Here is a 13,491-nt window from a genome sequence, read left to right on the forward strand (position 1 = left end):
GATAGCCGACCGGACGTGCAAGGCTGCTCTTTTCTGGCCGCACGAGTGAAGCGCCGCTTGCGCTTTGCGGCGCCCACCGGCCACAAAGCAAGGCGGGCTCTGGCGCACCGGGCGTTCCGGCTGCGGGGCCAGCGAACATACGGTGAATGACGGCTCCTGGCCGCATGCCGACCCAAACAAATATTGGCAAGTCAACCCTTCTTTCGTCTTTCGATTTCTTGTTTCACGCGTTCGATTTCAAGCCGTTTGGCCTCCGTTGTTCCCCATCGAGGTGCCGTGTTCTGGGTGGCTTCGCCGGCTGCACGAATGCGTGCTTTGGCAGCAAGTTGATTGGCTCTGCGTTCGTCCAACTCCCTCATTTTGGCCGCTTGCCGCTCGGCGAAGCGTTCAGCCGCGATGGGTGTGGTTCGTTCAGGTAGTCCGGCAAGGATCACTAGTTTGTCAATATTGTCCCAAGTGCTGATCCAGCCGTCGTTGTGGGCAAACTCGCTAATCAACGGGAGGTTGAGTGCAGTGTAGATCGGGATCCAGTTTTCTTCTTCGCCCTGGCGGCGACGCACAGCGAGTTTGGGATTGAACTGGTACCGCCCGGTGGATACGCGCAGAAACAGAGATCGATTGTAGGCATAGTCTCTGTCGATTTCGTTCCTCGCCAGCACGCCAGAAAGATGCTGGCGCTTATTGCGCTCCGGCCGCACTATGTTAGCGGGTAAGTGTTGCCAGGCATCGAGGATGGTTTGGGTCTGGAACGCGCTGTCTGCATTGCGTCGTATCTTGCTGAATCGGGCTTTGAACAATACCCACAGGGTCTGGAACAGAAAGTATTCAGACAGATGCCTGTCGATGCGGACCAAGCGATCACCTGCTCTGACATCAATGCAGGGCGGAGCCAAGCATTCATAGATTGCCGCCAGCGGGCCAGCAGCGAACTTTGCATCGCCAAATGCCTGACGCAAAGCCCAGTGCAGTGCATTGTGACCATAGTGATCGACGGCATCGCGGTCGGCACCGCGCTCCAGCAGGGCTTCCACCAGCGCCACATTTCCTGCAGCAGCTGCGGCCATCAGTGGCGTCTGGTTCATTGGCAGGCGATGATCGACGCCATGCTGGTCACACTGCCTGAGGATGTCCTTGAAGTGGTTGGCGAAGAAAGGGACGTAGCTCTTGCGGGCGAACACCGCGCGCTGCTGGTCAAAGGTTCGTGCCTGCTCGAATTTCGCCTCGACGGCCAGCCACTTGGCGAGCTGCGGTTCATCGAAGCAGGTGGCATAGTCAAAGAGTTGCTGCTTGCCCTTGTTGCCCGGAGACTGCTCGCGGAAGACCTTGATCAGCAGTTCCCTGACCTTGGCCTCGTCGAACACCGGCCATGGCACCGGGACCTGCTTCAAGATGGTGCGGCGGATGGCCTCCGCCTGCTCCTGCTTGCCCTGCAGTTCGAGTTTGCGTGCTTCCTTCTGCCAGTCTTCGAGCGTGGATTGCTTGGCCTCGATCTTGGTCTGGCCCACGCTCAGATCCAGCAACCCGAACAGATCATGCCCTGTGTCCGACTCGATCATGTAGATGTTCTTGATGGCACGAGTCAGCGCTACATACAGGGCATTGACGAAGAACTTATAGACTTCGAGCGACTTGTCACTCTTGTCTTTGGCGCGTTTGTAATCCAGTGTCTCGACCGCCAGATCGGTCTTGGCGATGCCCTCGACGATGTCGTTGAACTCGCCGCGGTGATCCGAGATGAAACGGTAGAGCACGATGTTCTCGTATTCGAGACCCTTGGCTTCGTGGATCGAGAACAACAGGGGCGTGGCAAAGTGCTTGCGGGCGTCGGCCTTGTCCTCGTCGCGCATTACCAGGACGGCGAACTGGGTGGATTGGCGAATCTTCTGGTCCAGTTCGCGCTTGGTGGCGTCCTTGTCGGGCATCAGCGTAACTTGGCCGGTCTCGCCCCCGACGGCCTGGACCAGGAAGTTGCTCTCGCGGTCGATGGAGCCGAAGCGCCGCTGCTTGATCTTGAGCAACTGATTGGCGACGCGAGTGGCCTCCAGGCCGTTGCGAAAGTTGGTCTTTAGCACGCGCAATCCCTGCCGCTCGGCCAGTTTCGGGTCCTTCCAGAACAGGCTCTTGACCTGGCTCCAGGAAAAGAAATTGGGGTGGACAATCTGGTTGGAATCCCCGCAGAGCATGAAATGGCCAGGCTTCTTCAGGGTTGTCAGCACGAGCGCGAGTTGCACGGTGGTGATGTCCTGCACCTCGTCAATAACCACGAAGTCGTACCGCGGCGCGGCCAGCGCTTGCCAGTCGTGGGCGACAAGATTCAGGTCGTAGAGCTTTGCCTCGGCCAGCCAGGCGCGATACTTCTCAAACAGATTGTAAAGTTGGTCGCGCCGTTCTACGGGAAAGATCGATTGACGCACCCCCAGTGCTTGATACTCGTCGCGCGACAGGACACCGCCCGACCCGGCAGCAATCACTCCGCGAATCTCCTCGAAAGCCTGGTGGGCTTCGACATCCTTGAAGTTCTGCCGTATACGGGAGTGCCAGCCCGCAAAGTCGCGCCAGCTAGCCTCGCGTCCTGCCGGAACGCGGATCGACTCGACAAACTCCCGGTAGGACAGAAATACGGCATCCTGACCGCCATGCTCGAAACCGTTGGCGTAGTAAAGGTCGCGGGCACTCTGCGCCAGGAAGGCGGAGTGAGTGACGTAGAGGACCTCACCTTCGGCACGCTTGAGCTTTTCAAGCGTCAGTGCGGTCTTGCCGCTGCCAGCGCTACCGACCACAACCAAGGGAGGTGGTTGTCGGTAAATGGTCTCCTGCGTGTCATCAAACGAGATCGGTTTGTCGAGCAGGTGAATGCCGGTACGCTCGGGATGAAGGTAGCGCAGGACTTGTGCCTCCCTGATGGCATCATCAGCGCTGATGTCTGGAATTTTGCTCTCGTCAATCGCCGCGCCGCGCAGGAAACGTGACTTATCGTAGGCGTGATTGGCGATCACTTCCAGCATCAGTGCACAGACTTCATCCCCGTGGCGCACCAGCGAGAACAACAGCCGGTCGGCGTCATCCAGCTTCGCCCGGTAGAACTTGCCGTGACTGAGATTGGCGAGCTTCTTGACTTGGGCAGCACGGAAGTCGTCGCGAGCGATGGCCGCGGACACCTTGTCGTAGCTGGCCTTGACGCATGAGGTGTCGAGGCCTGTGTATTCGAGAACTTTCATGAGGCGATGAGTGAAGTCGAAGACAAGAGCAAGAATTCTCTCATGGCCGTCGGGCCTGCCAACCTCTAAAGCAAGTTTTCCGGTCATTCTTGAACGGCAGTTATCCGCCACCCGTTGCTGCCAATCGAGGCGTTATAGTTTCAAGGGCGGGTATCGGGGTGGAACGGTCATTCCGTACCTCGATCGAGGGGTCGGATTGCTGACGGTGGCGGCATCGAGCAGCCGGACGTCAGCTTCCTTCATCCTTCATCAGCGAACTCACACTCTCGACCCAGGGTGTGTGGAAACGTGAGCAGAACCGTAACAAGAGATGCGAGGCTCTTATACCGGCTGGCGCGTTCAACTGGCGTGCGGTCAATCCGACAGCGACGAACCGTTGCAAGGCACTTAGGTCGGGTAAGCGAGTATTAGGGGGCGTTTTAGACCTACTGGGTACTCACGCACCCGCCAGTCGCATTGCGCGCATAGTTTTCCTGAACCCCAGAATTCTCAGCACTCGCATGAGATTGTAGGCAAGCACGTTCCGACTCATCTCGGTGCCCACGTTGGCCAGCCTGCGTGTCAGGAAGTGCGTATAGCCCATCCAGTGCTTGAACGTCCCGAAGACATGTTCGACGGTCCGCCTGCGCACTGTCATCGCATCCGGTGTCTTGTCGAGTCGGCTTTGGACTGCTTCCAGCACGGACTCGTGCTCCCATCGGGCAATTCGCCGAAACGGACTCGGTGTGCACTGCGACTTGATCGCGCATTGCGAACAGGCACTGCTCCAATAGCGGCGCAGTTGTAGACCGTGTTCCTCGCGGGTGTAGCGGTAAATCGCGCGTTCGCCTGCTGGACATTGGTATTCGTCGTCTCGGGCAATGTAGATGAAGTCTGCCCGGTCAAATCGACCATGAGCTTTTGCCCCTGATGTCGTTGGTTTAGGCAGCATCACTGCAATGCCTGCATCTGCACATGCCTTGATCTGGGGGGCATTGTAATAACCGCGATCGGCAACTGCCCGCAGTCTGGTCCTACCCATCGCATCGCGCGCGGCTTTCGCGATAGGACTCAACTGTCCCCGGTCGCTGCCAGAGTTTGTGACCTCGTGAGCAACAATGAGGTGGTGTTTGGCGTCTACTGCCACCTGTACGTTGTAACCCACCATGCCCGAACCTTTGCCGCTCGTCGCCATGGAACGCGCGTCGGGATCAGTCATCGAGAGTTGACCATCAGGCTGTGTCTTGAGTTGCTCCTTGATCTGGCCGAGGTTTCGCATCTGCTCGCGTAAGCGTGCGATCTTGTCCTGCAATCGAGTCGTCTTTGCTTCCAGTTCAGCAGGCTGCGTACGATCGGCGGTCTCCAGCGCGTTCAGATACCGCTGGATGCTCTCCTCGATCTGCTTCTGGCGCTTATCGATCTTGCCCTCTGTGAAGTTGCGATCGCGGGTGTTGACTGCCTTGAACTTGCTACCGTCGATGGCAACAAGCGCCTGCGAGAACAGCTTCAGCTCACGGCATAGGACGACGAAGCGGCGACACACGTTGCGGATGCCGGTGCCGTTGTTACGACGGAAGTCAGCGATGGTCTTGAAGTCTGGCGCCAGACGACCGGTGAGCCACATCAATTCAACATTGCGTTGACATTCACGTTCCAGCCGGCGGCTCGACTGAACCCGGTTCAAGTAGCCATAGATATAGATCTTCAACAGCACGGCCGGATGATAGGACGGACGACCTGTAGTCGATGGCATCGCTCCATCGAAGTCCAGCGATCCAAGGTCAAGCTCTTCAACGAACGCCTCGATAATCCTGACCGGATTGTCCTCGGACACGAAGTCATCGAGGCATTCTGGAAGCAGCGTCACCTGCTTGCGATCTTCACCTTCTATAAATCGCTTCATCCGGTCACCCATGCTGAATGAGTTAATCCAGTTTAGGCGATCAGCGCGTTTTCACACACCCTCGACCTACAGCTGCCCTTCCGCCGAGTCTATTGGCAACGGCGGCTTTCCAGACGCAAGAGACATTGGGTAGAGCCAGGCGCAATGAAACGGTCGCTACCCTCAGTGGACATAGCCTGTACGGTCAGCTCGCCGAATGCTAGACGTCGATTTTTGTGCGCCTACCGTATGGTTATCGCAAATGGAGCCGCCCGGGGGGTAGGTCTGTCCGTTCCAAACGCACTTGGCGGCCGGATCAGGAGACCGGACAGGCGGATTTACTGCGGCCGCAGCATTCACTGTCTGCCTTGCTTTGAGTTGGGCGCGCAGATCGGATATCGTTTCTTTTTGCTGTTCGCCAACCTGCCGAAGTTTTTTGATCGCTTCTTTATCAGACGCGCTGGCTTTTTGCATTTGCCGAATCCGCCATATATCTGCGAGTGCAGTTTTGGCATTGATGCAAGCGATCGTTGCGCGATCTTGCATGTATTGTCCGAATTCCGGCGTTGTTTTTTTATCGAAACTCGGAATATGCAACTCGTATTGCAGACCTACGACTCCTTCGTTGTACGCAAAGCTACCCTTTTGAAGCTTATTTCGACAATCTGACTGCAACATTTCCATCCTGTCGGCGGATATCCCTTGAGCGCCGCCGAACATGCTTTTGTCAATGCTCTTTCCACCCAGGCAGAACAGAATCATTACCGCCTTCTCAAGCGTTGAGCCGTAGCCATCGCCCAAAGCCACGCAGGTCCGGCGGATTTTTTCATCCGTCAGTGAATATTTCTTCTCGAATTGCGCAATCCTCTCTTTTGCGTCACCTTCGTCATCGGCCATAGCTTCCGCGCACGCGGCGGCGACTATAAACAAAAGCAGAAGAGCATGCTTTAGTAGTGCCGGATTCTTCATTATCGATGACATGTTTTCCTCCGCCAGAGACGTCGGACAGACGGATTCTTTAGTCAGTTCGCTCTGTAGCCGTTCATCGGACGCTACCCTTTATCGATTCGTACATGTGTGGCAAATCACACATTCCGATCCGTTAACTGTAGGGCTTCTTCAGTTCCCTCGACCTCGACGTCGGCCGCGGGTCACTGGTCACTGGTCGCTGGTTGCACTCAATTCAGCGACGACGTTCTTCCGGAAGTCCTCCGTCCGTTCCCAAAGAGATGCGGTCATTCGAATGGCCGAGGACTTAACTCGGCGAACGGCTGGTTGTGGGCGGTTCTCTGCCGTCGCCGGGGGCGGCACCGACGGATGCGTGCCCGCGGCGAAGCGTGCTGTTATGCCGAGTTACACGACATTTTTCGTGTCTAACATGAGGTTGAAACTGCCGCTACGCCAACAGACTACGCTTATAGCGATCGCGCGGTTCCCGCGCGCTTCACAAATGGGTCAGTTTCTGTGAGCGTCAAAGCAGCCGGTCCATCCAGCACCGCGTTCGAGTCGGCGTCTGCGAGTAAGGCATACCGCACGCTGCATTTCCCGTTCGGCGGGACGGCCTACCCGCGCGATGCGCATCGCCAATGAAAGTCGATTTCTTCAGGCACGACGGAATAAGCGTCTATCAATCGCGTTATCTATCGCAATGGCAGTCTGACGATCGGAGCGTGATTCGTTGTCCGATCCTGCTTGCGCCCTGTGCCGGCGCTGTCGGTATGTGCTTTGACGGCTCCCGCGGCACTGGAATGAATGCCAGCCACCAAGCCTGGAGTGATCTTGAGTCACGACATGGTTCAACCCGGATGGCTGCGGATTACGCATTGGATCAACGCGAAGTCGCGCGCGACTGGCGGCATCGCACCACTAGCGTTGCGCCAATCGGATGCGTGGAGATGCGCTATGGAAAACCTCACGAGAACTCGCCCGACGCTTACTGTGTTGGTGCTCCTGCTGGCTGGATGTGCCGTCGTGCCACAAAGCGGGCCGCCCCTGAGCCCAACGGAGTGCCGCGACTTGGCCGCACTTAGAAGCAACGCGCCTCCGACGATGGCGCAACACCACAGCGAGCTTGCGGCCCTCAGGAAAGCGGGCTACGACCCGTCACCATGGTACGACGACCCATACTACCCAGAGGATCTACAGGCGGCGCAGCGCCTGGTCGACTATTGGTTCGAAACGGAGTGCCAGCAGTTTCAACCCTGGTGAGAAGCCCCGGAGCCACTGCGGACATCCGTGAGGCCCGCTTCGGATTGATTTCTGGTCGTTTTGACCCATCACATTTCGAACCACGGGCCGACTTTTCCAACACAATCCTGTGCACTGCGGACTTTCGGCTGTCGCTGATGATCGTCTCATGTGGGTCGAGAGTACTCATTCGCAGAGACTGACCGAGACATTGGTGGCCATGTCTCGAATCGGCCTACCCCGGACTGATGTTGTACGACAGTGTTGTCCGCCGTCGATATGATTGCATTCGGCGGAAGGCGACCCACTACGGACGGTCGCGCAAGCTAGAACACAACGGCAGCTTCCGAGGTACAGCGGCCGTTGCTAGCACCGCTGCGATAGTCGAAACATCGGCCATGCTGATGAAGCCGCCCAGATAGCCAACGCCTTGGGCCCTGCCTCTCTCGGGCTGCCACTCCACGAATTTCACTCACGTGTAAATGCGCACCTCGGTCGATGCGCTTCATGGTCGACAAACTCCAAACGGGAAGTTGGGGAGCCGCAATCTTGCGCCGGCAGCAACATCGAACAGGAGTGGCTGCAACGATTGTTCGCCGCAGCGCGGACAGCGCAACCTTGTTTGCGTGGTGCGTCCGCTGGCCAGCGGTGATCGACGCGTTACCTGTCCTGCTGCGTTTGATGATGCGTCCCGCCGCGACGGTGTAGCGTTGGACATCATTATGCGTCGTGGGCTGGCAAGGGACAGCCGAACCACGTCCAGTGGGGCCCATCTCCTGTGGTATTTGGGTCCGCACCGCCAGCGCCAACAGGCCCGTGTGCGCGAGGCAGATTTCGACGCGACATCGATGCGGCAAGAATTCCGAAAATGATTCTCACGGCCGCGGCCTCGCTTGTCGATCGGGTTGCCTCGTAGTCGCGGCCACCCTGTCTATCGACGCGTACAACCTACGCAGACGCGGTACCGCGTCATCACACAGGAGGACAAGAATGTCGCCCGCCAATGCCGACATTTCAGTGGCCGCCCGCCGCGCGTGCCGTGCGAAGTAGTATTCGCCTCGCGGCGAATCGAGCAGGCGCTTCCAGTATGCGGCCGCGATGGGGAACGGACCCCGTTCGAGTATTGCGCACAGCGCCAATGGCGCGGAGCCGATTGCGTGCCAGTCCATGGCCTCCCATCCCTCACGGATAGCCAGGATGAACTCGAACCCCGGCGCTATCCGAGGAAAGGCGTAGGGGTCGCCGGCGACTTCATAGAGGGCGCCGCTCAAGGCGGTCACAAACACCGCGTGGCGACGCAGCCACGAATCCATGTCGCCCACCCTGGCGACGTGAAAGCCGGCATATCGCGAGCGCTTGCTTGAAACACGTTCAGATCCATGAATTGAGTCGAAGTCCCACGGTCGACTCTATCGCGCCATTCGACCGGGTGGTAAGTAGAGTTTTTGAGGACCGCGGGAATTTTTGAACTACGGCGATCGTTTACCCGCCTCTGGCGCTATCGCGGGGCGATTTCTCGCCCAGTCAGATGAAGGAGGTAGTCATGTCTCAGGTCTCTTGGGGTCTCAAAGCAGCGGCCGTGATCGTCCTCGCCGCCGGTTTCACAATCGGGCATGCCGCTCCGGATGATGCTTACGTCGTCACACCACTCGTTTCCAACGTGGCAGGCTCTGCCCCGAAGGTCGACGGGGTACTACAGAACGCTTGGGGTGTCGCGTTTAGTCCGGCAGCAAGTCCATTCTGGGTCAACGACAACGCCACAGGCTGCGCCACGTTGTATGACGGCGAGGGGACAAAGGTGGTGGCGCTGCAGGTCTCCATCCCGTTGCCAGGCAATGTCATACCGGACAGCGCGTGTCGCCCCTTCTTTCCCAACAATCCACCGAAGACCGCGCCCGCGAAGCCGACCGGGATGGTGTGGAATCCCTCGCCGGCGTTTCTCGTGCCAGGTACCACGATCCCGGCCGCATTCATCTTCGCGACCGAAGACGGCACGATTTCCGCCTGGGCCGGTGGCCTGAATCCGCCGAACCACGCCGTAATCGCGGTCGATAACTCGTCCTCTGGGGCTATCTACAAGGGTCTTGTCGTCGGTGTTAACGCGAAAGGAGTATTCCTGTTCGCGACGAATTTTCGTTCAGGGCGGATCGATGTATTCGGACCGAGCGGCGGCACGAAGGGCCTGTTCACGCCCGCGACGACGGACGGCGGCTTCATGGACCGACACATCCCAGCCGGATACGCACCGTTTGGCATCGCGAACATCGATGGCGACCTTTTCGTTACATATGCAAAGCAGGACAAGGACAAGGAGGACGACGTTGCAGGCGACGGTCACGGTTTCGTCGACGTATTCGATACAGACGGCCACTTGCTGCGCCGCTTCGCCAGCCGGGGTCCACTCGACTCGCCCTGGGGAATCACGCGCGCATCATTTGCATTCGGACGTTTCAGCGGCAAAATCCTGATTGGCAATTTCGGTAATGGCCGAATCAATGTTTTCAACAACGACGGCAGATTCGTCGATCAATTGGAGGATCAGTTCGGCAATCCACTGGCAATCGACGGCCTGTGGACTCTGACACTCGGCGGCGGCCGCAACTCGAGCCCGGACACGGTGTACTTCTCGGCAGGTCCTAACAAGGAGGTCAATGGATTGTTCGGTACCATAGCTCCGACGAGCGCCTCCAAGGCACACGCGTCGGCTGAGGAGGGGCAATAATCGGCAGCGCGACGACGTATCGGTCCGGTTTGGAGACGCGAAGAACCTGACCTCAGCCGGTCGCGGAGCTTGCCAGACGCGACCGGCTCTTCTCGGGCAGACAGGGAACTGCCGGTCCGCGCGCAGGAAAACTGAATACCGTCAGAACGATTCACCAACCATCTCTTCGCTCGTCCGCCAAAGCGCATGGGCGTTGCCACGTCGAGGGCAGAACGTCGAACGCACGCCGTCCCTTCGCGCTCTCGTAGGCTCTTCGGTTTTCACGTCGGCTCCAGACTGGCAGCAAAGTGCGGGAAGAGTTATGGATATTCGTTTGCCTGGGTCGCGCCCGCCCGAATAGTTCTGTCACCGACCCACTCCGGCCCTCCGACTCAGCGAGAAATCAAAGGCAGTTTCCGGGGGTACAACCGCCATTCACTCCGGCACATCGGACGGCGCGTGATCGGTCGATTAGGGAAATTCGGACATCGAGCGATCCGTTCCACTGCGCGAAAGGCCGCTGTGCGAGCGTGGCATGCATCGGGTCGGGCTTGCAGTGCTAAAAGCCAGCATTGCTCAAGCGTAAGTCTCTGCGCCAACCCTTTCCGGCGAGCACCCGGTATATGCGCAGAAGTGCCGAAAGTCATCCATCGCCGTGCGCCCGAATTCGTTCGTCCCTAACGGACGATCAGTCAGCATCTTGGCCAGAATCTCGCCAGGTTTTCCGAAGCTCATGGCCACCTCCATTGCTGCCGGGTACTGCGACCTGCGCCCACGCGAGCGTCTGCCGCAGCCGCGTCGCATTTTGAATTTGCAGTTACACAGCCCTATAACGGTTGATGCATAGGACTGTTGGACATAGTCAACATTGCCTTAGACGGTGTTATGAACTTTTTGTGGAACCTGGTATCCTGGGCGCATGACAAAAGAAATGCGCAAGCCTTACCCAACAGACGTGTCCGACGAAGAGTGGAGTTTCGTGGCGCCGTATCTGACATTGATGGATGAAGCGGCCCCGCAGCGCAAATACGAACTGCGCGAAATGTTCAACGCGTTACGCTGGATCGTGCGTGCCGGTGCGCCGTGGAGAATGATGCCCAACAACTTTCCCGCGTGGGAGATGGTGTACCAGCAGACCCAGCGGTGGCTGCAGGCAGGTTGTTTTGAGAACATGGTCTGCGATTTACGCTCGATCATCCGTGTTGCGCAAGGTCGGCAGGGCCAGCCCAGCGCCGTGATTCTGGATGGGCGGACGATGCAATCCACTTGCGAGAGTGGTCCACGTGCGGGCTATGACGGCTACAAACGCAAGCGTGGCAGCAAAGTCCATATCGCGGTCGACACGCTGGGACATTTGCTTGCGGTACATGTGACACCGGCGAATGAACAGGAGCGCGCGCAGGTAGGCGAACTCGCGCGTCAGGTGCAGGACATTACGGGAGAGACGGTCAAGGTGGCCTTCGCAGATCAGGGCTACACAGGTGAAGATGCCGCTCAGGCTGCACGCAATGAGGGCATTGAGCTGCAGGTCATCAAACTGCAGGAAGCAAAAAAAGGCTTCGTGCTGCTGCCCCGGCGCTGGGTGGTCGAGCGCAGCTTCGGCTGGCTCAACCGTTTTCGCCGCCTCGCGCGCGACTATGAGCGATTACCTGAAACATTGGCGGGGCTTCATTTCGTTGTTTTTGCCATGCTTATGCTCGTGCATGCAGTGCCAGTACTTCGAAGTTCATAACACGGTCTAAACCGCAGCAAGACTCTCCTCCGTTTTGTCAACTGGCGGTTGCCAACGGAAGAGCCGACGGAGGTTCTCTCCTTGAAAGGCGAGTAGTCCCCATCGTGTGTTTGCGATTTGCATACTCCACATCGTCAAGATGTGGTTACGACTCCAGTAGCCTTTATATTTTTCGGAGCCGGCACCGCAGTCAAGGTCGAGCTGATGTTCGAGCGCCCATTTAACGCAATGCTCTGTCGCAATGGCGCCGGGCGACTGCCGCGAGTAGGCGGGATCAAAGCCCCCTATAAGATCGTCCACACAGGTCTTGCCCAACCCTAAAATGTTCACCGCAAGCGGCGCGCCATCGAGGCTGACGACTACGAGTCGAGCAATGACTTCGCCATCGGTCTGGTTGAGCAAGGCGACAAGAAAATTTCGATATTCCATCGAGTATAACCATGCCCCCTTTTTGTCCACGCGATCGGCCCACTGGCGCTTGCAGTGAAACATCCAATCCACCAAACGAGCATTTTCCTCGCCGTCCTCGGGTCCAAGAAAGCGAATTCTCACATCTCCCTTTTTCGACAGGCGCCGTTCCAGTGCACCAGGCTTGTTTTTGAATAATGTTCCAAGCGACGAGCTAAAAGACCTCCAATCGGTCTCACTGCGCAACATTGCGACCGCCACTGGATGCACCGTCTTCGTTACAACGCCTCGCTTCCTCGACGCCAGTTCGAACAATTTCGAATCAGCATTCAGAAACGGTAGGAGGATGATATCGGCGCCGCATCGCTTTTGGACCGCGCACCACGCGCGTTCAATCGCCTTCCGAGCCGTCGGTCCGTCCTGCACAAGGATGTTCGTATAGTCCGTAGATTCGCTCGCAAGCGGACGCACAACCGTCCAACAGAGCTTCCGGTACACGACGAGCGGCCATACCATGACAAGCCGACCTTGCTGGCGCAAGGTGATGCAGCATAGTTTTCTGCCGCGTGGTTGGGCGACCTTGGTCCAGCACAACCAGCATGCTGTGAAAGCCTGGTGGTAGCGGCCTTCCGCTCTTGACCAGAGCTCGTTCCATTCCGGTTTCAGGGCACGAAACTCGACAGGGTCACTAACAATGTCAAGACGTAAATTCGGTTCATCCATATGTTCCTCCGGTTGGGCCACGGGTAGGCCAGCTCGATAGAAATCGTCGTTTGTAGCAAGCGGGAGGCGCCAAGCAGGCAATACATAAGGTGCAATCTTAGGCAAATGAAGGTTGGATTCCAGTGCAAGCTTGCGTGCTTTGTGCGGAAACCCATATAGCCATTAAACGATTACCGATGACCGTTCATGGCCCGACTGTACTCATTCACAGAAGTCGCCCGAAAGCTGCCGTCGAACATTTCAACGGCAGCTCTACGGCACCCCCATTGAACGGGTGCTCTCGACCATGAAGAGTCGTTCGCCCGCACCGTCATCCGGACACTGGGGCGACTGGGCTTTCTGGCACCCGCGGCCACCCCAAGGTGCACCGACCGGTTCGGCCGTAGGGTGGGCGTGGCAGCAGCGATGCTGGTTCTCGGACACCGTTTCACGCCCTTGGCAGCGGTCGTCAGGGTAAGAAATCCGGATATACACCGTGCAACCGCCAGGTAGCGACGATTGCATCAGTGACGACGGCGCGAATGATGGGCGTCGCGATATGCACCGGCCAAAGCCGGCCGGAGCGATCGATCACAAATGTTCTGTACAGCGCCAGTTGATAGGCCGCTATACACAGAGCAGATCGCGAAGCCGCTAAACACGAGAAACAGGTCGATTACGA

Annotated in this window: 8 protein-coding genes; 3 read left to right on the forward strand and 5 right to left on the reverse strand. The window is 57.9% G+C overall.

Annotation, left to right across the window (positions count from 1 at the left end; all coding sequences use genetic code 11):
* Positions 1–191: 191 nt before the first annotated feature.
* The 3 genes from C2L64_RS13375 to C2L64_RS13385 form a co-directional block, all read right to left on the reverse strand.
* Positions 192–3,305 carry an ankyrin repeat domain-containing protein gene (locus tag C2L64_RS13375; RefSeq protein ID WP_244212199.1) on the reverse strand — a complete coding sequence of 1,038 codons (3,114 nt, stop codon included), beginning with the start codon at positions 3,303–3,305 and terminating at the stop codon, positions 192–194.
* A 349-nt stretch (positions 3,306–3,654) separates the two neighbouring features.
* Positions 3,655–5,100, reverse strand: a complete 1,446-nt coding sequence (locus tag C2L64_RS13380; RefSeq protein WP_090839238.1) for an IS1182 family transposase — start codon at positions 5,098–5,100, stop codon at positions 3,655–3,657.
* Between the two features lie 162 nt (positions 5,101–5,262).
* Positions 5,263–6,060, reverse strand: coding sequence for a hypothetical protein (locus C2L64_RS13385; protein ID WP_143055854.1), 798 nt, complete (start codon positions 6,058–6,060; stop codon positions 5,263–5,265).
* A gap of 921 nt (positions 6,061–6,981) precedes the next feature.
* Here C2L64_RS13385 and C2L64_RS13395 point away from each other — a divergent pair.
* Positions 6,982–7,287: a DUF4148 domain-containing protein gene (locus C2L64_RS13395; protein ID WP_103153716.1), complete on the forward strand. Its 306-nt coding sequence runs from the start codon at positions 6,982–6,984 to the stop codon at positions 7,285–7,287.
* A gap of 854 nt (positions 7,288–8,141) precedes the next feature.
* Here C2L64_RS13395 and C2L64_RS13400 read toward each other — a convergent pair.
* Positions 8,142–8,579 carry a hypothetical protein gene (locus C2L64_RS13400; protein ID WP_090839230.1) on the reverse strand — a complete coding sequence of 146 codons (438 nt, stop codon included), beginning with the start codon at positions 8,577–8,579 and terminating at the stop codon, positions 8,142–8,144.
* Between the two features lie 230 nt (positions 8,580–8,809).
* Between C2L64_RS13400 and C2L64_RS13405 the strand changes: the two genes are divergently transcribed.
* The gene (locus tag C2L64_RS13405) at positions 8,810–9,988 is read left to right on the forward strand and encodes a TIGR03118 family protein (RefSeq protein WP_090839236.1); all 1,179 of its coding nucleotides are present in this window, start codon (positions 8,810–8,812) and stop codon (positions 9,986–9,988) included.
* A gap of 910 nt (positions 9,989–10,898) precedes the next feature.
* Positions 10,899–11,699 carry an IS5 family transposase gene (locus tag C2L64_RS13415; RefSeq protein WP_007583990.1) on the forward strand — a complete coding sequence of 267 codons (801 nt, stop codon included), beginning with the start codon at positions 10,899–10,901 and terminating at the stop codon, positions 11,697–11,699.
* A gap of 6 nt (positions 11,700–11,705) precedes the next feature.
* Here the strand turns inward: C2L64_RS13415 and C2L64_RS13420 are convergent, their stop codons facing one another.
* The gene (locus C2L64_RS13420) at positions 11,706–12,830 is read right to left on the reverse strand and encodes a GNAT family N-acetyltransferase (RefSeq protein ID WP_090839229.1); all 1,125 of its coding nucleotides are present in this window, start codon (positions 12,828–12,830) and stop codon (positions 11,706–11,708) included.
* Between the last annotated feature and the right edge of the window lie 661 nt (positions 12,831–13,491).

The organism is Paraburkholderia hospita, from assembly GCF_002902965.1.
Taxonomy (GTDB): Bacteria; Pseudomonadota; Gammaproteobacteria; order Burkholderiales; family Burkholderiaceae; genus Paraburkholderia; species Paraburkholderia hospita.